General features: G+C 52.7%; 27 protein-coding genes and 1 pseudogene. 8 read left to right on the forward strand and 20 right to left on the reverse strand.

The window, feature by feature from the left end; all coding sequences use genetic code 11:
* Nucleotides 1-6: 6 nt before the first annotated feature.
* From glpK to BJQ97_RS10690, 4 genes are all read right to left on the reverse strand, one after another.
* A complete protein-coding gene (gene glpK / locus BJQ97_RS10675) occupies nucleotides 7-1,497 on the reverse strand; it encodes a glycerol kinase GlpK (RefSeq protein WP_160156559.1) in 1,491 nt (496 codons plus the stop codon).
* Nucleotides 1,498-1,551: 54 nt separating this feature from the next.
* Nucleotides 1,552-2,370, reverse strand: coding sequence for an MIP/aquaporin family protein (locus BJQ97_RS10680; protein WP_044731613.1), 819 nt, complete (start codon nucleotides 2,368-2,370; stop codon nucleotides 1,552-1,554).
* 203 nt (nucleotides 2,371-2,573) lie between these two features.
* Nucleotides 2,574-2,975, reverse strand: coding sequence for a sporulation protein (locus BJQ97_RS10685; RefSeq protein ID WP_160157600.1), 402 nt, complete (start codon nucleotides 2,973-2,975; stop codon nucleotides 2,574-2,576).
* A 195-nt stretch (nucleotides 2,976-3,170) separates the two neighbouring features.
* On the reverse strand, nucleotides 3,171-3,422 hold the full coding sequence (locus BJQ97_RS10690; RefSeq protein ID WP_013145664.1) for a hypothetical protein: 252 nt from the start codon (nucleotides 3,420-3,422) through the stop codon (nucleotides 3,171-3,173).
* 322 nt (nucleotides 3,423-3,744) lie between these two features.
* On the opposite strand from BJQ97_RS10690, the gene cspD reads away from it, so the two are divergent.
* Complete coding sequence (gene cspD / locus BJQ97_RS10695) at nucleotides 3,745-3,945, forward strand: cold-shock protein CspD (protein WP_003251474.1); 201 nt, start codon at nucleotides 3,745-3,747, stop codon at nucleotides 3,943-3,945.
* Nucleotides 3,946-4,075: 130 nt separating this feature from the next.
* Complete coding sequence (locus tag BJQ97_RS10700; protein WP_160156560.1) at nucleotides 4,076-4,345, forward strand: DUF2564 family protein; 270 nt, start codon at nucleotides 4,076-4,078, stop codon at nucleotides 4,343-4,345.
* 161 nt (nucleotides 4,346-4,506) lie between these two features.
* On the opposite strand, the gene BJQ97_RS10705 is transcribed toward BJQ97_RS10700, so the two are convergent.
* Nucleotides 4,507-4,722: a zinc-finger domain-containing protein gene (locus tag BJQ97_RS10705; protein ID WP_044736512.1), complete on the reverse strand. Its 216-nt coding sequence runs from the start codon at nucleotides 4,720-4,722 to the stop codon at nucleotides 4,507-4,509.
* A 6-nt stretch (nucleotides 4,723-4,728) separates the two neighbouring features.
* Nucleotides 4,729-5,394: a ribonuclease H family protein gene (locus BJQ97_RS10710; RefSeq protein WP_160156561.1), complete on the reverse strand. Its 666-nt coding sequence runs from the start codon at nucleotides 5,392-5,394 to the stop codon at nucleotides 4,729-4,731.
* Nucleotides 5,395-5,628: 234 nt separating this feature from the next.
* Here BJQ97_RS10710 and BJQ97_RS10715 point away from each other — a divergent pair, with 234 nt between their 5' ends.
* Complete coding sequence (locus BJQ97_RS10715; RefSeq protein WP_160156562.1) at nucleotides 5,629-6,555, forward strand: DMT family transporter; 927 nt, start codon at nucleotides 5,629-5,631, stop codon at nucleotides 6,553-6,555.
* A gap of 113 nt (nucleotides 6,556-6,668) precedes the next feature.
* Here the strand turns inward: BJQ97_RS10715 and BJQ97_RS10720 are convergent, their stop codons facing one another.
* A complete protein-coding gene (locus BJQ97_RS10720; RefSeq protein WP_201451685.1) occupies nucleotides 6,669-7,133 on the reverse strand; it encodes a divergent PAP2 family protein in 465 nt (154 codons plus the stop codon).
* A 73-nt stretch (nucleotides 7,134-7,206) separates the two neighbouring features.
* On the opposite strand from BJQ97_RS10720, the gene sspL reads away from it, so the two are divergent.
* Complete coding sequence (sspL, locus tag BJQ97_RS10725; protein ID WP_011230846.1) at nucleotides 7,207-7,344, forward strand: small, acid-soluble spore protein L; 138 nt, start codon at nucleotides 7,207-7,209, stop codon at nucleotides 7,342-7,344.
* Nucleotides 7,345-7,381: 37 nt separating this feature from the next.
* On the opposite strand, the pseudogene acnA reads toward sspL, so the two are convergent.
* Together acnA and BJQ97_RS10740 are read right to left on the reverse strand one after the other, a co-directional pair.
* Nucleotides 7,382-10,101: pseudogene (acnA, locus tag BJQ97_RS10730) on the reverse strand (aconitate hydratase AcnA).
* A gap of 408 nt (nucleotides 10,102-10,509) precedes the next feature.
* Nucleotides 10,510-11,622 carry an RNA-guided endonuclease InsQ/TnpB family protein gene (locus BJQ97_RS10740; protein ID WP_160156565.1) on the reverse strand — a complete coding sequence of 371 codons (1,113 nt, stop codon included), beginning with the start codon at nucleotides 11,620-11,622 and terminating at the stop codon, nucleotides 10,510-10,512.
* 105 nt (nucleotides 11,623-11,727) lie between these two features.
* Between BJQ97_RS10740 and sspO the strand changes: the two genes are divergently transcribed.
* Nucleotides 11,728-11,811 (forward strand): small acid-soluble spore protein O, encoded by an 84-nt coding sequence (sspO, locus tag BJQ97_RS18170; RefSeq protein ID WP_407066455.1) that lies wholly within the window; start codon nucleotides 11,728-11,730, stop codon nucleotides 11,809-11,811.
* A 70-nt stretch (nucleotides 11,812-11,881) separates the two neighbouring features.
* On the opposite strand, the gene BJQ97_RS10750 is transcribed toward sspO, so the two are convergent.
* A complete protein-coding gene (locus BJQ97_RS10750; protein ID WP_044731623.1) occupies nucleotides 11,882-12,142 on the reverse strand; it encodes a hypothetical protein in 261 nt (86 codons plus the stop codon).
* A 126-nt stretch (nucleotides 12,143-12,268) separates the two neighbouring features.
* On the opposite strand from BJQ97_RS10750, the gene BJQ97_RS10755 reads away from it, so the two are divergent.
* A complete protein-coding gene (locus BJQ97_RS10755) occupies nucleotides 12,269-12,415 on the forward strand; it encodes a small acid-soluble spore protein P (protein WP_075261709.1) in 147 nt (48 codons plus the stop codon).
* A 205-nt stretch (nucleotides 12,416-12,620) separates the two neighbouring features.
* Here BJQ97_RS10755 and BJQ97_RS10760 read toward each other — a convergent pair whose 3' ends face one another.
* The 6 genes from BJQ97_RS10760 to BJQ97_RS10785 form a co-directional block, all read right to left on the reverse strand.
* Nucleotides 12,621-12,947 carry a PTS lactose/cellobiose transporter subunit IIA gene (locus BJQ97_RS10760; protein WP_160156566.1) on the reverse strand — a complete coding sequence of 109 codons (327 nt, stop codon included), beginning with the start codon at nucleotides 12,945-12,947 and terminating at the stop codon, nucleotides 12,621-12,623.
* 11 nt (nucleotides 12,948-12,958) lie between these two features.
* Nucleotides 12,959-13,696, reverse strand: a complete 738-nt coding sequence (gene chbG / locus BJQ97_RS10765; protein ID WP_160156567.1) for a chitin disaccharide deacetylase — start codon at nucleotides 13,694-13,696, stop codon at nucleotides 12,959-12,961.
* 17 nt (nucleotides 13,697-13,713) lie between these two features.
* Nucleotides 13,714-15,069 (reverse strand): PTS cellobiose transporter subunit IIC, encoded by a 1,356-nt coding sequence (gene celB, locus BJQ97_RS10770; RefSeq protein ID WP_160156568.1) that lies wholly within the window; start codon nucleotides 15,067-15,069, stop codon nucleotides 13,714-13,716.
* A gap of 15 nt (nucleotides 15,070-15,084) precedes the next feature.
* The gene (locus BJQ97_RS10775) at nucleotides 15,085-15,387 is read right to left on the reverse strand and encodes a PTS sugar transporter subunit IIB (protein WP_160156569.1); all 303 of its coding nucleotides are present in this window, start codon (nucleotides 15,385-15,387) and stop codon (nucleotides 15,085-15,087) included.
* A 164-nt stretch (nucleotides 15,388-15,551) separates the two neighbouring features.
* Nucleotides 15,552-18,230: a sigma-54-dependent transcriptional regulator gene (locus tag BJQ97_RS10780; protein WP_160156570.1), complete on the reverse strand. Its 2,679-nt coding sequence runs from the start codon at nucleotides 18,228-18,230 to the stop codon at nucleotides 15,552-15,554.
* A 125-nt stretch (nucleotides 18,231-18,355) separates the two neighbouring features.
* Nucleotides 18,356-19,024 (reverse strand): cell wall hydrolase, encoded by a 669-nt coding sequence (locus BJQ97_RS10785; RefSeq protein ID WP_201451686.1) that lies wholly within the window; start codon nucleotides 19,022-19,024, stop codon nucleotides 18,356-18,358.
* 356 nt (nucleotides 19,025-19,380) lie between these two features.
* Between BJQ97_RS10785 and BJQ97_RS10790 the strand changes: the two genes are divergently transcribed.
* Nucleotides 19,381-19,815, forward strand: a complete 435-nt coding sequence (locus tag BJQ97_RS10790; protein WP_031410216.1) for a DUF2621 domain-containing protein — start codon at nucleotides 19,381-19,383, stop codon at nucleotides 19,813-19,815.
* A 171-nt stretch (nucleotides 19,816-19,986) separates the two neighbouring features.
* Here BJQ97_RS10790 and BJQ97_RS10795 read toward each other — a convergent pair whose 3' ends face one another.
* From BJQ97_RS10795 to BJQ97_RS10805, 4 genes are read right to left on the reverse strand one after another with little or no spacing between them, the layout of a single operon-like run.
* Nucleotides 19,987-20,466, reverse strand: a complete 480-nt coding sequence (locus BJQ97_RS10795; RefSeq protein WP_407059689.1) for a CcdC family protein — start codon at nucleotides 20,464-20,466, stop codon at nucleotides 19,987-19,989.
* A gap of 34 nt (nucleotides 20,467-20,500) precedes the next feature.
* A complete protein-coding gene (locus BJQ97_RS17955; protein ID WP_268892800.1) occupies nucleotides 20,501-20,626 on the reverse strand; it encodes a hypothetical protein in 126 nt (41 codons plus the stop codon).
* A gap of 27 nt (nucleotides 20,627-20,653) precedes the next feature.
* Entirely contained in the window at nucleotides 20,654-21,010 is a 357-nt protein-coding gene (locus tag BJQ97_RS10800) for a response regulator (protein WP_160156572.1), read from the reverse strand.
* 45 nt (nucleotides 21,011-21,055) lie between these two features.
* Nucleotides 21,056-21,763, reverse strand: a complete 708-nt coding sequence (locus tag BJQ97_RS10805) for a cytochrome c biogenesis CcdA family protein (RefSeq protein ID WP_160156573.1) — start codon at nucleotides 21,761-21,763, stop codon at nucleotides 21,056-21,058.
* A gap of 168 nt (nucleotides 21,764-21,931) precedes the next feature.
* Between BJQ97_RS10805 and BJQ97_RS10810 the strand changes: the two genes are divergently transcribed.
* Complete coding sequence (locus BJQ97_RS10810) at nucleotides 21,932-22,111, forward strand: aspartyl-phosphate phosphatase Spo0E family protein (RefSeq protein ID WP_044731630.1); 180 nt, start codon at nucleotides 21,932-21,934, stop codon at nucleotides 22,109-22,111.
* Nucleotides 22,112-22,150 lie beyond the last annotated feature (39 nt).

Raw genomic sequence — 22,150 nt, forward strand, 5'->3', positions numbered from 1 at the left:
TTTCCATCATTTAAACGCCATCGCCGCCCGCACCGCTTTTTTCCAGCCATCGTAAAGCATCGTTCGCTTGTCATCATCCATCTTCGGCTCAAACCGGCGCTCAAGCTGCCATTGGGCGGCGATGTCATTCCGGCTGTTCCAGTAGCCGACCGCCAGCCCGGCCAAATACGCCGCGCCCAAGGCCGTCGTTTCATTCACAATCGGACGTTCGACCGGAACGGCAAGCAAATCGCTCTGGAACTGCATGAGGAAATTGTTTTTCACCGCTCCGCCATCAACGCGCAGCGTCGTCAGCGAGATGCCGGAATCGGCTTCCATGGCGGCGAGCACATCTTTTGTCTGGTAAGCGAGCGATTCCAAGGTCGCCCGGATGAAATGCTCTTTCGTTGTGCCGCGCGTGAGGCCAAACACCGCCCCGCGCACCTCGCTGTCCCAATACGGCGTGCCAAGACCGACGAACGCCGGTACGACATACACCCCGTCGGTCGACTCGACTTTTTCAGCGTACGCTTCGCTGTCAGCCGCGGTTTTGATCATCCGCAAGCCGTCGCGCAGCCATTGAATGGCCGAACCGGCGACGAAAATGCTGCCTTCAAGGGCGTATTCAACCTTGCCATCAATCCCCCAGGCGATCGTTGTCAGCAGCCCGTGTTTCGACTCGACCGCTTTTTCCCCCGTATTCATCAGCATAAAGCAGCCGGTGCCATACGTATTTTTCGCCATCCCTTCCGTAAAGCACGCCTGGCCGAACAAAGCCGCCTGCTGGTCGCCCGCGGCCCCAGCGATCGGCACCTCCACACCAAAGAAATGATGCGGAACCGTTTTCGCATATACTTCCGACGACGGCCGCACCTCCGGAAGCATCGCCTTAGGCACGTTTAAAATCGCAAGCAATTCGTCGTCCCACTCAAGCGTATGAATGTTAAACATCAACGTGCGCGACGCGTTTGAATAGTCGGTCACATGAGCGCGGCCGCCTGAGAGTTTCCAAATGAGCCACGTATCGATCGTGCCAAAAAGCAATTCGCCGCGCTCCGCCCGCTCGCGCGCTCCCTCGACATGGTCCAAAATCCATTTCACTTTCGTCCCGGAAAAATAGGCGTCAATGAGCAAACCGGTTTTTTCGCGAAACAGCGGGTCATATCCTTTCGCTTTCAGCTCGTCGCAAATGCCAGCTGTCTGGCGAGACTGCCAGACGATGGCGTTATAAATCGGGTTGCCGGTGTCTTTCTCCCACACGACCGTCGTTTCCCGTTGGTTCGTAATGCCGATTGCGGCCACCTGTTCCGGCTTCACTTGCGCCTCAGACAACACGCTGGCAATGACGGCAAGCACCGAGCCCCAAATTTCGTTAGCATTGTGCTCAACCCAGCCGGGCTGCGGGAAATATTGCGTAAACTCTTTTTGCGCCATATGAACGACTTCGCCCTTTTGATTGAACAAAATGGCGCGTGAGCTCGTTGTGCCTTGGTCAATGGATAAAATGTATTGATTCATGGCTTTCCCCTTTCTCCCTTCTTTGGCTCATTTGGCGTATTACTTATGCGCCGGTTAAAGAGATTGACGGCTTGCGGCGCTCACTGTTTTTCCTTTTGCGATCTTCGCCGCCGCCAAAACGATTGCGGTTGCCGCCAGCACTACCCATAGGGCGCCTGTCGGTTTTCCTAAGAAAACGGCTTTATACACTAAACTGCCTAACGCGCCGCCGAGCAGCGGTCCGACGATCGGCACCCACGCATACGACCAATTCGATGACCCTTTCCCTGGAATCGGCAACAAAAAGTGGGCTAAACGAGGCCCAAAGTCTCGGGCCGGATTGATGGCATATCCCGTCGTGCCGCCGAGCGACAGGCCGATCGCCACGATCAAAAAACCGACGACAAACGGATTGAGCCCATCAGCGAATTTGTTGGCGCCAATAGCCAAGATGGCTAAAACCAACACAAACGTTCCAATGATCTCGCTAAGCAAGTTGGCCGCCGTATTCGGCACGGCCGGCCCGGTGGCGAACACGCCGAGCTTGACGCCTGGGTCGTCTGTTTCTTTCCAGTGCGGCCAATAGTGGAGATAGACAACAGCAGCCCCTATCATAGCACCGAGCACTTGCGCCACCACATAGCCAGGGACATCTTTCCACGGAAAATCACCGCTTATGGCCAATGCCACTGTCAACGCCGGGTTAAGATGGGCGCCGCTATACCGGCCGACAGCGTATACGGCCACGGCCACTGCCAACCCCCATCCCATCGTAATGACGATCCAACCAGAATTGGCTGCATACGATCTTTTTAAATTCACGCCGGCGCACACCCCGGCTCCAAAAAGGATGAGCAATGCGGTGCCGATGAGTTCTCCTAAAAATGGCGACATTTGGCCTCTTCCCCCTTTTCATTCGAGATTTTTCTTGTCACTTCCTGCTAGAGCACCCCTCCGGAGGGTTGCAAGTTGGGCAAAAAAGCAAAAACCCACACACTCCCCCGTCCATCAACGAGGAATATGTGTGGGTCTCCGCTTCTCCACCACAACAAGATTAACTTGCTTTCAGCATACCACCATTTGAAAACGCTGTCAACCTATTTTTTCGGCAAAATTTGCACGTAATCGAAGTCGAGCGTATCGACCGCGTCTTCGATATGAAGGCGGGTGATGAACCGGTACGACCGACCGGGGCGCGATGGCGGCAAAGTTTCCGGAATCGTATAGGAAAACGGGATTTCCTTTTTCTCGCTCGGCTTGATCGAAAACGCTCCGGCCGCCGGAATGACGGCGACAATGTCATCCAGTTCCTTGCCGTTTTCGATCGTTTTTTGCACGAGCTCCACATCGAGCCGCTCGATCATTTGTTCCACTGTCCCGCCGTAAATGTGGACGATCCCTTGAATCATTTCCCCTTGGCGCCATAACGATTTATTTAAGATCAAGTCGACGTGCGCCGACCCGACTCCGACTCTTGACATCATTTTGCGCAATAACACCGTAGTCACCTCTTTGTCTCTCTTGTCATATCATCATACGAAAAAACAAAGCCACCTGTTTCAACGCGAGCCAAAAAAATAAACAGACGATGCTGGCCCGGCACGTCTGCCCCTGGGAGAAACAGGGACGAATGCGGCTTGTTTTGTTACCGCTTACAAGAGAGATTACCGCATTCGCCTTCCGCTGTCAATTGGTTACTCGTACACATTTTCGTTTTCGATAATGTAATCGATCCGAATGACCGGGACGTCCTGTTGCTCGACTTCCGCAACAATCAAGCCGACGCGGTCATTATAGATGCAAAACATATCCTGCCCTTTCCGAAACGCCGACTCTCCGTACGAAAGAACCATGTGGTAAATTTTATTGTCGCTGAAATAGCGGCGGCTGACCCGGTTGCCCAATCGAACGATCACTTCTTTTCCCGCGATTTTTCCGCGGTACATCCGTTTCTCCCCCTTTTTGTCGTTCCTATTCCAATGTATGGCCGTTGTTGCCCGCTCATGACTTTTTTCTCCCCAAGCGGCCCGTTTTCCTTTGTAACCCATGGTTTTTCAGACAGGCAGACAACTTTTTTCGGAAATTTCCTTTCTTTTGCTTGACGCGGCCACCCTCGGTAGTGTATAGTAAAGTCATCACATAACAGAATATATTTCAGGCGCTCATCATGAAGAAGCATCTTGGATGGCTGTGAAGTATATTTTGTTATTTGATAAAAATCTTGAGGTTAGCCAAACAGGCTAAAGGTATTAGGAGGAATTCAGTATTATGCAACGTGGTAAAGTAAAATGGTTCAACAACGAAAAAGGCTACGGTTTCATCGAAGTGGAAGGCGGTTCGGACGTATTCGTCCACTTCACGGCGATCCAAGGTGAAGGGTTCAAAACGTTAGAAGAAGGCCAAGAAGTTTCGTTTGAAATCGTCCAAGGAAACCGCGGACCGCAAGCAGCGAACGTTGTCAAATTATAAGGCTTCGTTGACATAGACGAGAGAACGGGAGCGGAACGAAAGACATCCTGCAGCATCGCAGGATGTCTTTTTCATTTGATTGGCATAAATTTCACCAAACGGCGAACAATAAGGAAAGGGAGGTGTTCATATGACGAGGCGCGATGCCGACGTACATACAGGATACAACGACTTGAAGCAAGTGGAAATGTTCGTCGAGACGGCGGAGAAAATGGTCGGCCAGGCGACGATGCAACTGGATCCGGAAATGCTTGACCATGCCGAACAGGCGGTGAAAAACGCCCGCGACCAACTGGCGCGCGCCCGCCAAGAAGCCACGGGCGTCGACGGGGATTTTCTCGACCGCTGCGAACAAACATTGGCCCGCGCTGAGCATCAGCTTCGCGAGGCGCAACAATAGCCCGAACGAGACGGAGCTTCGCTTGGCGAAGCTCTTTTTTTCGCTACACTCCCAATCGAGCGGCAAGCGGCAACGAACAAAACATACGCGCCTGCCGAAATGCTTGTCGGCGCGCATGAACAAAGAACGCCCTCAGCCGCAGCTTCCTGCACCGTTCGGTCCTACTGGCGAGGATGCGGCGGCGCTGATAGGAGCATCTCCCCGTACTGCCGCATTTGTTCCCCGACCGTGCATTGCTGGATGCAAAACGACTGGGCGTACGTTTTGCCGTACTCTTTCCGGAAGGTGCTTTTTAAAAAGCAGCCGTCGCAGTACGTTTCCTCCAGCCAAGCGATTTGGTCCAATATTTCTTTGCGTCGGTTCCGCTTCTGTTTCATACGTCCTTACCCTTTCTCTGTCAATTCCGTTCGACTCGTGATGATCTGCCCCCTAAGCGCCTTTTGAGCGAGCGAATCCGCCTCTTTATTTTGCTTGCGCGAAATCGGTTCATATGCCGGCTCGATGCCAAGCTCGCGCATTTTGGCTTCAATGCGGTCAAGCCAGATGTTGAAATCGTCCTCAAAACACGGCCAATCGCCGGACAGCTGCTTTAACACGACGTGGGAGTCGCCGCGGAACGTCACCGGCAAATGGTGAACGCCGAGCTCTTCAAGCAGCTGCATGACAAACCAAAACGCCGCATATTCCGCTTCGTTATTCGATTTGATTTCGTCAAGCTTTCGGTTGGCGCGCAGCCGATAGCGATGGTCGTTTTGCTTATAGTATACGACCGCGCCAGCGCCGCCTTGGGACGTCTCGTGGTCAAAGCCGCCGTCGAAATACACAACGATCTCATGCGGCTCGCCAGCGATCTCCTCTAGCAGCTTTTTCAGCTCTTTTTTTGACCACACCGTGCCATTTCGATCGACGAACTCCACTGTTTTCGTCCGCCCGGTTTTTTCAAAATCATCCGCCAAAGCGAGAGCCTTTTTTGCATCAACCCAATCGGAAACAAGAAACGCCTCTTGTTTTTTCGGTGTGATATACGTCCAGTGGATTTGTACGTCCAACGCATTGTCACCCTTCCGCGCGGCGATGATCAGAGCTGGTTTTTATTTTACCACACTTGCGCCCTTGTTCATTACCTAATATTATGCGCAATTTCTTCTTGTATCAACCATCTTGCCGCAGGCGCCCATCTTTTTTTCCAAAATAATCTATCTTTTTCGGCCTATTTGTGGTACACTAGCGGCTAGCACCTAAAATGAGATGGGGCGCAAGCATAGGAAGAGGGAGGATTCGAATTGAAGCGTCAAACCATAGCCGATCTGAGTCTGCTAATGGTAACGTTCGTCTGGGGCGCGACGTTCGTCGTCGTCCAAAATGCCATTTCGTTTTTGGAGCCGTTGTCGTTTAACGCCGTTCGCTTCAGTTTGGCCGGCTTGCTGCTTCTCGCTTGGATCGCTGCCGCTTCCCGTCCACTCTTCGGCCAGTTGTCATGGCGGCTCATCGGCGCTGGGGCGTGGATGGGGCTATGGCTGTTTTTCGGCTACGCATTCCAAACAATCGGACTGTTGTATACCACTTCCTCGAAAGCCGGCTTTATTACCGGACTGAGCGTTGTGCTCGTTCCCTTGTTTTCCTTTTTGATTTTGAAGCAAAAACCGTCTGTGAATGCGGTCGTTGGAGCGGTGCTTGCCGCGTTCGGCCTGTATTGGCTGACAGGGGGAGCGGAGCTGTCGTTCAATCACGGTGATTTCTTTGTCTTTCTTTGTGCTGTTTCCTTTGCCATGCACATTATCGTCACCGGCCGCTATTCCTCTCAGTATTCGACGATGCTGTTGACAATGGTGCAAATTTTTACTGTCGGCATCCTCTGTTTCGTCTTTGCCTTTTGGTTTGAAGATGCCGCCCAAATGTGGAACATGGCGGTGCTCCGCCGTCCGGAAGTATGGGGGGCGCTCGCTGTGACATCGCTTTTGGCGACGACCGCGGCGTTTCTCATCCAAACGGCGGTGCAAAAATATACGACTCCCGCTCATGTCGCGCTCATTTTCGCCATGGAACCGGTGTTCGCCGCTTTGACCGCCTGCCTTTTGGCTGGAGAGCGGCTGTCGCCATCGGCCTGGCTTGGCGGCGTGGCGATTTTGGCCGGCATGATTTTCGCCGAACTGCCAAGCATGCGTCTCTGGGGCAGGCGGTGGCGGGAAAAACGAAACATCCCGTCATAGCCGCAACGGCTGCTCTCAACGAAAAAACAGGGCGGCTTTTTGGCGGCTAGAGGCGTGCCGTTGTCCATCATCCCATGTCGCCGACCCCTGACGCGCTTCGCTGCCTGAGGCCGTCAGCTGCAGCGCCGACAACCCCAATGCGATAAAGCGCCCGCGGCCATGCCTAAGAGCGCCCCGCCGACGACTTCGATCGGCTCGTGCCCGAGCCGGGCGCGCAGCTGCCGCTGTCGTTTTTGATAAACGGTTTGTTTTGGGTCGCCTTCCAACTTTTCCACTTCCTCGGCGAGCTCGTTCAGGCGAAGGGCGAGTTCGCCCGCTTGGCGCCGCACCCCTTGCGCATCGTACATGACGATCAGCCCAAACAACGCGGCCAAGGCAAAATCGATCGTGCGCACGCCTCGCTCGAGGGCGATAAATGTCGCTAAGGCGGAAACACCGGCAGAGTGGGAGCTTGGCATTCCGCCGGTTTCGAAAAAGAGCCGCCAGTCCCACCGGCCGGTTTCCAGCTGTTTGATCGGGATTTTCAGAAACTGGGCGAGCGCGATTGTCGCGAGCGCCGTCTTCAGCCCCTTGTTCATCACGCTTTCCTCCTTTTGCTTATATTTTGGCCAAGGGCAGCCATACTATCCATAAAGAGCGGAGGTGAGAGCAATGACCAAAAACGGCGGCCGAAACCGCGGCACGAAGGCGCCGGGCGTCAACCCGCAAGGCTTTGGCCAAGACGGAACGTTCACCCCGGATCCCAAAAGCAAGCTTGAGAACGCAGCGAAAAAGCTTAACACAAAATAAAAGCAGGCTTCCCGATGTGGGAGCCTGCTTTTTGCCGTTATCGCTTCACTTTCGCCAATTTTTCGCGCAGCACCATTTGCAAAATGCCGCCGTGGCGATAGTAGTCGATTTCGACTTCGCTGTCAAAGCGGACGATCGCTTCAAATTCTTTCTTCTCGCCCGTATCCGGGTCCGTCGCCGTCACTTTGACGAGGTCGCGCGGTTTGACGCTTTCATCAATGTGAATGTCGAACGCTTCTTTGCCGGTCAAGCCGAGCGTCTCCGCATTTTCGCCTTCTTTGAATTGCAGCGGCAGAACGCCCATCAAGACGAGGTTCGAGCGGTGGATGCGCTCAAAGCTTTCGGCGATCACCGTTTTAATGCCAAGCAAGAACGTCCCTTTCGCCGCCCAGTCGCGCGAGCTGCCCATGCCATAGTCTTTGCCGGCGATGACGACAAGCCCAGTGCCGTCTTGTTTGTATTTCATGCACGCATCGTACATCGACATCACTTCGCCGGTCGGCCAGTACGTCGTATAGCCGCCTTCCGTGCCCGGCGCAATTTGGTTGCGGATGCGGATGTTGGCGAACGTGCCGCGCATCATCACTTCATGGTTGCCGCGCCGCGAACCGTACGAGTTGAAATCTTTCGGCTCGACGCCTTTCGAGATCAAATATTGGCCTGCCGGCGTGTTTTTGCCGATGGAACCTGCCGGCGAAATATGGTCGGTCGTGACCGAATCACCGAACTTGCCGACGACGCGCAAGCCGGTGAGCGGTTCAACTTTGCGCACTTCCGGCGACAAGCCTTCAAAGAACGGCGGATTTTGAATGTACGTCGAGTTTTCATCCCATTGGTAAAGCGGCTCGTCCGTCGTTTCGATGGCATTCCAACGCGGATTGCCGTCGAACACGCGCTCATATTCTTTGCGGAACAGTTCCGGATCGACTGCTTGCTTGACGACATTCTTCACTTCTTCCATCGACGGCCAAATGTCGCGGAAGTAGACGTCATTGCCGTCTTTGTCTTTGCCGATCGGTTCGTTGAGCAGGTCAATGTCGACCGTGCCGGCGAGCGCATAGGCGACAACAAGCGGCGGCGATGCCAAATAGTTACCTTTGACAAGCGGGTGGATGCGGCCTTCAAAGTTCCGGTTGCCGGACAGGACGCTTGTCACGAGGAGATCGCTTTCCGCGAGCGCTTTTTCGAGCTCCGGCGCAAGCGGACCTGAGTTGCCGATGCATGTCGTGCAGCCGTAGCCGACGATGTTAAAGCCAAGCTGCTCGAGGTATGGAAGCAGTCCTGAGTCACGCAAGTAGCCGGTGACGACTTTCGAGCCCGGCGCGAGCGACGTTTTCACGTATTTCGGCACTTGCAAGCCTTTTTCCACCGCTTTTTTCGCCACTAAGCCAGCGGCGACGAGCACGTACGGGTTCGACGTATTCGTACAGCTCGTGATGGCCGCAATGACGACGGCGCCCGTTTTCAATTTCACTTGTTCGCCGTTCAGCTCGACCGTAATTTCCCGCTCCAAGTCCGCTTCCGTCAAGCCGAAGCCTTGGTTGCCTTGCGGCGCTTTCACCGCGTCGCGGAACGATTGTTTCATTTTCGAAAGCGGGATCAAGTCTTGCGGCCGTTTCGGGCCAGACAAGTTCGTTTCAATTTCCGACAAGTTGATTTCGACAACGTCCGTAAACACCGGCTCCGGCGCATCCGGCGTGTAGAACAGGCCGTTTGCCTTGCAGTACGCTTCGACGACTTGAACGTGATGTTCATCGCGGCCGGTCAGGCGCAAATAGTCAAGCGCTTCGGCGTCGACTGGGAAGAAGCCGCACGTCGCCCCGTATTCCGGCGCCATATTGGCGATCGTCGCCCGGTCAGCAAGCGGCAAGGTCGCAACCCCTGGTCCGAAAAATTCGACGAATTTGCCGACGACGCCTTTTTTCCGGAGCACTTGCGTCACCTTAAGCGCCAAGTCGGTGGCCGTCGCTCCGTCCGGCAATTTGCCTGTCAGGCGGACGCCGATGACTTCCGGCACCGGGAAGTATGACGGCTGGCCAAGCATGCCGGCTTCCGCCTCAATACCGCCGACCCCCAGCCGAGGACGCCGAGGCCGTTGATCATCGTCGTATGCGAGTCCGTACCGACAAGCGTATCCGGGAACGCTTCATACTCGCCGTTTTCCCCTTCGACTGCGTGAACGACGCTTGCCAAATACTCCAAGTTCACTTGGTGGACGATCCCCGTTGCCGGCGGAACCGCACGGTAGTTGTTAAACGCTTTTTGCGCCCATTTCAGAAACTTGTACCGCTCGGCGTTCCGTTTGAATTCCAAATCCATGTTGTACTCGAGCGCATCGTCCGACCCGTAGCGGTCGACTTGCACCGAGTGGTCGATGACGAGGTCGACCGGAATTTCCGGGTTGATTTCGTACGGGTCGCCGCCTAGATCCGCCATCGCTTTGCGCATCGAAGCCAAATCGACGACGGCCGGCACGCCGGTGAAGTCTTGCAAAATGACGCGCGACGGCTTAAACGGCACATCGATGTCTTTCATTTCCGGCGTTCCCCATTTCGCCAAGTTTTCGACGTGCTCTTTCGTGATGACGCGGCCGTCGACTTGGCGAAGCACCGATTCAAGCAACACTTTGATCGAGTACGGCAGGCGGCTCACCTGGCCGATGCCCGCTTCTTCAAGCGCTTGCAAACGGTAATAGTTGTATTTTTTACCATTTACCTCGAATGAAGCGCGGGCATTGAACACATCTTGTTTCGCCATATGTATTACCCCCTTCACTTCACAATAATACTATACTATTTTTTCGCACAAAAGTCGAAAAAATAGCATGAATTCTCCCAATCCCCATAAAGTTCGGCACGACTTTATCTTATTATAGAACAGGACAAGTTGTAAATAATGACTTCCAATGTCTCGCCCATATTACTTCCTTACCGCAGCAAAAGAGGAATAAGGCGCCCGTTTCGTCGCAAACTAGAAGCGGAGGTGAAACGAATGGCGAAACGGAAAGCAAACCACGTGATCCCTGGCGTCAACTACCCCCACTTAACTAACGTTTGAAGTGGGGGCTTGCAACTCCCCAGAAGTGCGAACGGACGTTATCCTCCTTCCTTGACTTGGGGTTGCATGACGGGCAGGTTGACGACTACCCAACGACACAGGTCATGCCTATGTCGTTCCTTCAACGATGTACTCGATTCCTTTTCGTTGAAGGTTCATCGCCCCAATGCGGTCATCGTTTGAAGTGTATCCGCATGTTCGGCAACAAAAGGTGTGTATGCGTTTCTTTCGGTTGTCTTTTTCTTTATGCCCACACTTTGGACATGTTAAAGACGTGTAATGTGGAGCGACGACAATCACTTTTGCCCCATGCAAACGTGCCTTATACTCCAGCATTTGACGGAATTGATAGAAAGCCCACGTTACGGTTTCATATCGGTCATGAATACATATGCGTTCTGTTTTTTTCCGAATGCCTGTTAAATCTTCTAATACAAAAAGGGTGCGTTCTCCATATTGACGAACGAGTGCCTTCGTGACGGCATGGTTCACATCCGTCATCCAACGGTTTTCTCGTTGTCCAATGGTTTTCAGCTTCCGACGTGCAGAAGCCGTCCCTTTTTGTTGGAGGGTTTTTCGCATTTGTTTGTACTTTGCACGTCTATGTTTAATGTTTCGCCCGTGAAAAAAGGTTGTTTTCCCTTGTGAATCATAAGCAACGGCAAGAAAGTTCAACCCTAGATCGACACCGACCACTTGGCGAATGTCGTGTTCATCTACGGTTGGAATGGTTTTGATCATAGGGATGTGCAAAAAGAATTTGTTATGCTTATAGACGAGTTTGGCTGTACCAAACGTCCAAGAGCCATCAAAATATCGTTCCATGCCTTTTGGTTCAAACGGTACTTTGATTCGTCCTTCTAGCGTATTGACAGAAAACACTCCTTGAACAAGCGAATAATCTCGATTCCACACGAGATCATATTCCGGCTTTTTAAAGCGAACCAATGTCCATTCATGCCCATTGCTTTTTAAGGAACGGTATCTAGCGATGACAGTCTTAATTACTGATTGTGCCATTTGCGAACGCAATGCGTAGTTGGCTCGAAGTTGGCGATAGGTCATGTCGTGCAACTTGGCTTGTGCAAGTATGTTTGTGTCAAAAATGACAGCAGATACAGCGTTGCATGCTTGTCGATAAGCAGAAAGGGCAGCTTTCAATAATTCTGCTTGTTCCGCTGTTGGGTAAATTTTGATTTTGGCGGTTAACGTCACATCCATTTGTCTCACCTCTCTTTCACTAAATGTAGTATATCATATTGATTTTTTAGTGATGCAAAAACAAAAAAGCGATTTCTCCCGCACTTATTCCCTTCGGTCATTGAAGTGGGGGGTCTCCTCGCTAAAGATGATGAACCGCTGACAGAAGCCCAGCGCCAAAACAACAAAAAACGAAAAAAGAATCAATAGCGCGGCGGCCGTACCGCCATCCCGGCCTGCCATAGCATGCAAAAAGGGAATGGCCGCCGCGGGCATTCCCTTACTCGTTTCGGTTGATGTCATCGACAATCGCCTGCAGGTCGCTGCGGAATTTTTCGAGTTGCGCGCGCTGCGTCTCGGATGCGACTTCGAGCGCGTTTTCAATCTGGGCAAACGCCTCGTTTACTTCCTGCCGCAAATGGGCCAATTGGTGGCCATAGTCGGCTTGGTCGCGCACTAAATGGTCATGCCATTCTTTCGCTTCCATCGTCGCCTTTTGCGCCGCCTGAAACGCGTCTTGTTTCGTTTTATGGTAAACCATGGCTCGTTCCTCCTTTTCCGGTCATGGCGGTCATCCATTACTTATCGTCTCAAACCGGGCGCAAATTATACGCTGAATAAACGTCAGCCGCCGCCGGCATGCTAATAAAAAAGGAGGGACAAGGAGATGGCGAACAAAAACGACGGCAAAGATATGCGCAAAAACGCGCCCAAAGGCGACAACCCTGGGCAGCCAGAGCCGCTTGACGGTTCGAAAAAAGTGAAGAACCGCAATCACACGCGGCAAAAGCACAACACAAGCCACGATATGTGACGCTAACAAGCGGAATTGCCCTTCTCGTTTAGCCGCGCCCGGCTGCCGCCGGGCGGGCTGAACGGCTGTTATTTGTTTACATAATAAAATTATTGTAAAATCAACAAAGCGGGCGGTCTCTAGAACATCCCGTTGCCGCCCGCCTTGGGTTCATTCCCATTGAAGCGAATCATTCTCACCCGGGCAACAAGCCGGCCGACGACGATTATGATTCGGCTGTTTGCCGCTTTAGCGCTTCATACAGCTCCACGAATTCAGCGGCTAAATCCTTGACCGTGATCGCCGTCATTAAATGATCTTGGGCATGCACCATCAGAAGCGTCACCACCGGCTGTCCGCCGCCCGCTTCTTGTTGCAGCAGCGCGGTCTGCAGCCCATGGGCCGCCTGCAGTTCCGCTCCCGCCTGTTCAAGCAGCCGGCGCGCCTCGGCAAATTCTCCTTTTTTCGCTGCTGCAATCGCCTCCATTGCATAACTGCGGCCGTTTCCGCCATGAAGAATCAGTTGGAATACAGTTTGTTCATATATTTGCATAACGCCATCTCCTACATGTTAGTAAATTGCCGGTAGTTGATCAGCCGGACTCCGCGCTCGGCGAGCGCCTCAGCAAGCTCCGGATTGGTCAAGACGGCAAGCTCCCTGACCCGCTGTTGGCAATAGGAACTTCCTACAGCGAGCGGGACATCAATGTACGCTGGATGGCACATCACTTCCGCCGTCTGCCCGTCGTCAATCCGGTCAATGAGGGTCAAAAAATGGTCCTTTGTCAACCCGTCGCCGTAAAAGTCGGGAAAAAAGACATCGACGGTTGTCAGCCGATGCGGCCGTGCCGTCCGCACTGGGCGGATCGGCAGCCGATAACGTTCGGCCAATTGTTCCACAACCGGAAACACATTCGGATGCTCATGAACGTGATGATGGCTGTCGATATGCGTTGGAGAGAGCCCGAGCGAGAAAAACCGCTCCAATTGGGCAGCAAGCTCCCGCTCGATATCGCTGCGTCTAGCGCCGGCAAGCGCCTCCCCGCGCCGCGGAAACTCCCCGTTTTCGTTCACAAGCGACGGAACATCGGCCAGCGGCCGGCCGCATGTCAGCACAAAATGAATGCCGACGCCGAGTTCCGAATGTTCCTTCGCCAGCCGGGCGGCGTGTTCTGCCGCTGGCATGTTGGCCATCAGCGTCGCCGACGTGACGACACCGTGTTGAAACGCTTCCAAAATTCCGTAGTTGACCCCTTTCGAGTAGCCGAAATCATCGGCGTTGACTATGCAATAGCGCGGCATTTCGTTTCTCTCCTTATTTACAGCGAGTGCGTTGTTCCCGCTCCGCTTGAGATCATTGGATCGGTCTGCTCTTCAGCCGCTTTTTGTTTGTCCCAAATCGAGAAAAATGGATAGTAGATGGCAAACGCGATGAAGAAGTTGACGATTTGCAAAATGCTCCCAGAAATTTTGCCTCCCGTCGCTAAATAGCCACTGATCACGATCGGTGTCGTCCATGGTACAGCCACCCCGCTCGGTTTGGCGACAAGCCCGGTCGCCATCGCCGTGTAGGAGACAACAACGAGCACGACAGGCACGAGAATGAATGGAATGATAAGCAACGGGTTCATGACGATCGGCATACCGAATGTAATCGGTTCATTAATATTGAAAATGCCAGGCGCGATCGCGAGCCGCCCTAAGCTTTTCAGCTGCCGGCTGCGCGCCCGAAGCATCATGGTCAACGCCAACGCCAATGTCGCTCCTGAACCGCCGATGTAAATCCAAAGATCGAAAAACTGTTGCGTGATGACGTTGGGCAGCTCGGCATTCGGATTTTGCTGGAACACCATCCGGTTTTCGTCCATCAGCGACAGCCAAATCGGCCCCATTACTCCTCCTACGATCGCCGCCCCGTGCAAACCAGTCGACCATAGTAGCTGCACAAGCAATACAGCGACAATGGCGCCAAATAAACTGCCGCCGAGCACACTGAGTGGTTTGTTTAGGAGTACAGAGACAATATTATGGAAACTTTCAAACGGCGTCATTTCCAAAATAAGTCGAGCCACCCAGACAACGACGAGAACAGCGGCTCCCGGAATCAAAGCGACAAAAGAGCGGGCCACGGCAGGCGGCACTCCATCTGGCAGGCGAATGACAATGTTTTTTTGGATGATTTTTCGATAAATTTCGGTCGACACAATCGCCAAAATCATGGCGACAAACAAACCTTTGCTGCCGACCCATTGCACCGGAATTCCCCCGCTGACCATAATGGCTTCTTTCGCTCCTTCCGGCGTGAACGGCACTTTATACGGAGTGGCGAGCAAAAAGGCGGCAAGTGAAATCGCCCCGGCTGAAAGCGCATCAACTTTGTACTTTTCCGCCAACCGGTAAGCGACTCCGAAGCTGACGACAAGCGCCATAATATCGAACGTCGCCCCGACTGGGTACAGCAGCTTATCTAACCAATGTTCGCCGAACCATTTCGCCATCCATTCGTTATAGCCAGGAATCGGTAAAAAGCCAAGAATCAAAAATAAAGACCCGATGATCAATAACGGCATCGACAAAATAATTCCGTCACGAATCGCCTGCAAATGGCGCTGTTCGGCAATCCTGCCGGCGACAGGCATCACACGCTCTTCCAACACACGAATGAACCGATCCATTGACCCTGCCCCCCTTTATTGTGTTAGACGCAAAGCAAATTCCAATACCCCCGCGCCGTTGACCCGCCCATAGTCGGCCGGACTGATGACATCGACCGGAATGCCGCGGGCCTCACCCTCTTTTTTGAAGGCGGCGAGCTTATAGCGGATTTGCGGGCCAATCAGCACAACATCCGCCTGATCGAGATGGCTTTTCGCTTCATCGGCCGACACAGCCCAAATGTTCGCCTCAACCCCTTTTTGCTTTGCCGCCTCTTGCATTTTCGTTACAAGCAAACTCGTCGACATACCAGCGGCGCAAATGAGCAAAATGTTCATCATTGTTCCTCCTTTGTTTGGTGATCACCATCTTAACAAGCAAATTCCATGCCAACAATAAAAAACCACCGAAACAGCGAGATCGGTTCATTGTGTGTCAGTCAGCGATAACTGTGTATTGAAATCGTTTTCAATCTACAGCGCAAAACAAAGAAACAAACGCCTTATGTGTCCCGTTTTTGCTGCAGCGAGCGGAAGAAGCGAATAATGTGACACAGTTCGCTCTCGCCGATGCGGACGCCATATCGCTGTTCAAGCGGAAACAGCCCCTCCTTCACGATCGTATACAGCGGTTCGTGTTCACGACAACCATCACCCATCTCAGCAGCGCTCGATGATTCACCGGCCAACAGCCGATCAAGCAGGCAGCACAAATGAAGGACAAGCCCGGCCATATCGCGAGACTGCGCCGGAAATCCAATCTCTTGGCTGATCGACGCAAGCACCGCACGGATCGACGGGATCGCCTGTCCCGGGGAGAGGTGGCGAAGATGGCCGTCGAGTTCTCGTGTCATATGCATATACGTTTCCTCACTATCGACAAGCGCCTGTATCTCTTTGATGGCTTTCAAACTGAGCACTTCGTCCAAAGCAAAGTGCGGAATCCGTTCATCGAGCTGGAAATGGCTGACGATGGCAACGATTCGAACATGTTTGGCCATGTTTGACAACCGATTTTGTGCTTCTTTTTCGTCAACGATATGAATAGGAATAATTTCCCACCATTGTTCATCAAGGTGCAAGTAAGTTTCCAGTATATGCTTTAATGCAAGCGCACTTCCTTTTCCTGTCAAACAAGCCGTAACAATCGCCAGTCGATCTTGCTCCGCCCCCTCCTCTTCCCAAAACGGTTGGCGTACGTAATATGGCGCTGCGGTTTTCACTTCGTTATAAATGTCGGCAAGAGAATAGCCGAGCATCGCTTTGCGGGCGGCTTCCAATACATGCGGCGTACTTGCTGCAGAAATGATTTTCACTGGAATGGCAAGCTCTTTTTCTAAAAAATGGGCAAAAGACACGAGCGATCCCATATCGACAAGCAGCAGCGCCCCTTTCATCGATGCAACCGGCTGCAAGATGGCTTTTACTTGCTCGTACACTTGTTTCGGATCGGCATCGAGCGGCATATCGACTGCTTGCACACATGCGGCTGCCAACAATTGGTTGACGACATCCGCCATAGCTGACGCAACGCCGTTGCCATGCATGATGACAACAACCGCCACCCGCTCTTCCTGTTCTTCTTTTTTTTCGTCACGGTGCGCGAAAAACATAGTCAAAAACCCCGCTTCATCGATGGGAAAATCCATGTGCATCTGTTCTTCCATGAACTGCAAGCAGTCCAAAGCAACGGCAAACTCTTTTTTATAAGCGGTGCGCACCTGGTTGAGCCGCGGATGGGTCACTGCGTTCCCAGCCCGAAGGCGATTGAGCGCCGTTTGAATGTGCAATGCAAGCGCATACCTGACCTTCTCCGGCAACCGGCATTCCAGTTTGTCCTCCGCGTAGGCGATCAGCGCCTCGGTGAAGGACAGGACGTCAGGCGCGATTATTTTCTCCAGATCGCGGCGATCGCGTATGCGGCGATAGAGCCCTTTCATATATTGCGAAATGTAACGCTCAATGTCCATCTCAAGCAGCAAATCCAGTTCATCGCCCGTGACGCCCTGCTTTTTCAACTCACTGTATTTGCGCTCAATATTGTCATAAATCGATTGCTGGTCCTCATTCCCCAGTTCTGGTTGGCATTCGCCTCCATGCGCCGAAAACACGCATCGACCGTGCGGCAACGGAAAAGTAGCGGCCTGCGGATGCTTTTTCTCAAGCAGCAACCCGCTTTGCACCTCAAACGGCAAGTCCGCGCGCTGAATGCGGACATCGTCTTTCTTTCCGGTAACATAGTCGGCATACGCCTTGGCGCAAACGAGCTGAATGTCGGCTTTCAGCTGTCCGACGTTGTTGGGACATGGGTAAAACAAAAAGGCGCGCAACGCATTGGCAGAGACATGAATGTCTTTCCCGAGACGCACCGCTTCTTGTTGAAAAAATTGCACGACGAGGCAATATCGTTCCTCGAGCGTCCGCTTCTCAAGCGGCGGCAGCCAAATATGCATCGGAATGCGGCGACGAAACGTTTTCAGCAAGCTGGATTCCGGGTTTTCGGTCGTTGCGCAAATCAACAGTACATCAGCCTTTCGTTCCGTATCCGTTTCCCCTAGACGGCGGTAGACGCCGCGGTCAATGAAGGTAAACAGCATCTCCTGCCCTTCCGCTGGCAGGCGGTGCACTTCATCTAAAAATAAAATGCCTCCGTCCGCCTTCTCAAGCAGCCCTTTTTGTTCATGCGCTCCCGTGTATGCTCCTTTCCGGATTCCAAACAGTTGTCCGAGCAACAGTTGCGGATTGTTGGCGTAGTCAGCACAGTTAAAGGTGACAAACGGCGCCGCGGGCGAAAACCGGCGAACGGCAACGGCAAACTCATGAAGTAGCTGGGCAAACATCGACTTTCCCGTTCCTGTTTCTCCGACGATCAGCAACGGCAGTCCTTTCGGTGGATACAAGATGGCCGCTTTGCCCTGCTCGATGGCCATGGCCAGACTCGGCTGCTCAGCAGCGAGCCGGTCCAACCGCGGCGCTGCCGCTCCATTGCCGGCGGCCGCAAATCGCACCGGCCTCCCCGGCCGTTTTTGCACTTTTCCTTCCCTCCACAATCGATTCAAATCGCGGCTGACATTGGCTCGATCCAATCCAAGAGCATCAGCTAGTTCCTCCGCGCTCACCCACCGCTCTCCGCTCTTCTTCCACTGACACAGCGTGTTATAGATGAGATTGATTCTTTTCACGATCGCTCCCCTCCTCGTTACACACATTCGCAGCCGTTGGCTAAAATTCCTGCCGAATCGTGATGAAACAACGCCTGCCCGCTGCCATCCGCAAAATAAAAGAAAGAGGCCCCATTTGGCCTCTTTCACTTGGCAAATACATGATGCCCGATGCGGATCGTCACCGGACGCGACAGCATCCATTTGTCTTTCGTAATTTTCGGGTTGTAGAAATAGAGCGAACCGCGGCGATCAGTTGGGAATAAGGCGAGCGCCTTGTCGACCGCCTCGTAATCTTGCTTGGTCGGCCGAATGCGGGGCAGTTTTCCCGTTTTCACCGGCACAAATGCATAGCCCGATTTCGTTTTTTGATAAATGACGCCGCGCACCGTTTTCGGAAATTCAGGATGTTGAGTGCGGTTCAAAATGACGAGCGCCACTTCCACTTTGCCGGCGAACGGCTCGCTCGAACCGGTCTCCGCTTGCACGAGCTGGGCGAGCAACTTCCGATCAGCCGCGCTTAATGAAATGGCCTTCTTCTTTGCCGGCGCCGAAGCCGATCTCTTCGCCGCAGCCGGCACTTTCAGCCTTTCGCCGATATAAATCACATTGCTTTTTAACCCGTTCAATGACTTTAACGAGGCAACCGTGATATGATATTGTTTGGCGATCTTTGACAACGTATCGCCTTTTTTCACTTGATAGTATGTATACAGACCAGCCGCTTCGACCGACAGCCCATGAGAGCTTAACGCCATACAGCAAGTGATCGCGAGCGCTGCAATCATCTTTTTCACTCTGCGCATCCCCCTCATCGTTGCCTTTTGGCTTTTTTTCTGTTTTCTAGATTAGCAGGCAAAGAAGGGAACGTCACTGTATATTTTTTCCACACAAAGTGGCCGGCGACTTTCAATCCATTGGCGCTGTAGGGCGGGACAAGCTTTTTTACAGTTGCATTACGGTTATGTAACAGTCTGTAACGAATCAAGGTCCTGTCGGATATCCCCCTGAAACTTGCCAAACAGCGCGCTTTTCGACATAATAATAGACGAATCTCGCTCAAAGCGCGGGTGGAAGCAGCATAACGATCAGCGCATCTTGCTTAAAGAGCCTTAACGACTCGAAGCTGCTTGAGAAGAAAACATTGAATCAACGCATTGGGGTGAGGATCGTGCTGACCGGGTGGTTTCTTTGGTTTATTTTGTTGTGGGTCGTCTTTTTGCTTGTCATGATGTCGATCGGCGGCTTTTTCATGTTCCGCAAGTTTTTGAAGCGGCTGCCGAAAGAAGATGGAAAATCGGAGCTCGACTGGCAGGAATATTACATTGAACAGACGCGCCATTTATGGGGGGAAGAAGAAAAAGCGCTGCTTGAGGAATTGGTTCGCCCTGTGCCGGAATTGTTCCGCGACGTCGCGCGGCAAAAGATCGCCGGCAAAATCGGCGAGCTTGCCTTGAAGGAGCAGGCGCCGCGCATCACACGCGACTTGCTGATCCGCGGCTACATCATCGCAACCCCCAAGCGCGACCATAAGTTTTTGATCCGGACATTGCAGGCGAAGAACATCGATCTTGCCCCTTATCAACATTTATTGGAAAGCCGCTGATCGGCCTCTCGATTTGGTCCGAATACGAGCGGCTTTCGTCTTTTTCAACATAGCAAAGCTGCCCAAACAAACGGCTGGTTGGTACAGGCGGCTTCACGGCGGCGAAATTCCGAAAAAAGCAAAATGGCTTGGCGCAATAAAAAGGGAGCTGTCCATCAGCGGGACAGCTCTTTATGTCAGCACTGGCGGTTTCAGCTGCGCCGCCAGCTTTCTGTATGAAACGTACATCGCGATCCGCCATGGGACAATCATCGAAAACGCGAGTAAATAAAACATGCCGCTTAACTGGCGGTAGTCGATGGTTCTTCCTAAATACGTTTTCAAGCCAAGACGAATGACAATCAACCCAAGCAAAATCCAAATAAAGGATTTTGAGCGTTTCAAATAAATATCGTTACCGCGGATTTCAAACTTCGACGTTTTAATGAGAAACAGCGAGAAAAACAGGCCGAGAATGACCGCTTCGATGAGCTCCCCACGCGTAACGCGAAAGACTGGATCGATGAACATCAGCGCCCCGGTGCTCATAAACAGCGGCGGCAAAATAATTTTTTTGGCATTCGTCGGCTTTTCCGACGCCTTCATGCGCACAAAAAAGATGAAAAACGCCATCACAACGGCGATGAGCGATGTAATGAACGCCAAAGCCATCACCTTCTTCCGACAAAATTCACGGACAACGCCATTATAGCAAAAACCGCTCGGCTTGCCTACCGTCCTCTCCAGCCGCCCCGCCTTCACCAAACACCGCGCTCGCTTCATCCCTCTCGCTTGCCAAGAGGAGCGCAGCCAGCTGTCTTCCGGCGGTCATAAGCGGCGCCTTCGTTTACAAGCGTGCCTACAAAAGGCGGGCGATCGCCTCGAGCACGCGGGTTTCTTCAAACGGCTTGACGATAAAGTCAGCGGCGCCGGCTTCAATCGCCTCAACGACCATGCGCTGCTGCCCGAGCGCCGAGCAGATGATGATTTTCGCCCCGGGATCGATCTCCTTAATCGCCCGCACCGCTTCAATCCCATTCATGACCGGCATCGTAATGTCCATGATGACAAGATCGGGGTGCAGCCGGCGATACAGCTCGACCGCCTCTTTGCCGTTTTCCGCCTCACCGGCTACGGTGTGATCCGTTTTTTCCAGTATGCGCGCCAGCGTTATCCGCATAAACTTTGCATCGTCAGCAATTAAAATGGCAGCCATCTTTCCATCGCCCTCTCCTCAACGATATTCCTCCAACAACAGCCGCTAAAAACCAGTAAACCCTCCAAACAAGCTTGTCGTATAAGCAATCAGCTTGGTCATCCAGTCAAAATACAAAACGACGCCCATCGCCACCATGACATAGCCGCCCGCCTTCATGATGGATGCGCTATGGCGGCGGATCCATTGCAGCTTGCCGATAAAAAACGACAACAAGAAAAACGGAACGGCAAATCCGAGCGTATAAGCAAGCATATACACCATTCCTGAGCCCGGGTTGGTGGCGGCTAGAGCGACAACCGCCACCAAAATCGGCCCCATGCACGGCGTCCAACCGGCGGCGAACGCCATGCCGATCAGCACGGAGCCGACATATCCCGACGGCCGTTCACGAAACGAAATGCGCCGGTCTTTCAGCAAAAACGCCGGCTTCCACAGCCCGGCGACGACGAGGCCGAGAGCGACGATCACGACCGCGCCGATTTGCCGGATCGCATCTTGATAATCAACAAACAGCCTTCCAAGCAGCGAGGTGCCAAAGCCAAGCGAAATAAAAATGAGAGAAAAGCCAAGCAAAAAACAAAGCGTATGCCATAAGCTGCGGCGGTTCATCATCGCGTTTTCCTCTTTCAGCTCGCTGACCGACACGCCGGTGATATACGATAAAAACGCCGGATAAAGCGGCAGGCAGCACGGAGAAATAAACGACAAAAACCCGGCGCCGAACGCTAAAAATAGATTGAGATCATTCATTGGTGAACCAGCCCCTGCTTTTTTACTTTTTATTTTAACAGAATTCCTTCTTCCCGTAACGTGTTTCTCATTGTTCCTGGTCAATTTTTCTATTTTCCATTTTGGCGTTCACTGATAAAATAGTATAAAGCACCATACACAATACTTCAAGCAAAGGACGGTCGATTCGTGCCGAAATGCAAATTGTTGACCTTGATTGAACAAAAGCGGATGGAGCTTGTCGACACGGTGGCCAAAATGGGGTTAAACTCGGCGGCGGCCATGAAAATCAGCAAGGAACTCGACACACTGCTCAACGCCTATCAGCATGAACAAATGAAACAGCGAAAACAAAGCGCCTCCCGCTAGGCGGGACATGGCGCTTTCTTCTTTTTCTTCCAAGCAGGG

Origin of the sequence: Geobacillus sp. TFV-3 (genome assembly GCF_009901865.1) — a bacterium.
Taxonomy (GTDB): domain Bacteria; phylum Bacillota; class Bacilli; order Bacillales; family Anoxybacillaceae; genus Geobacillus; species Geobacillus thermoleovorans_A.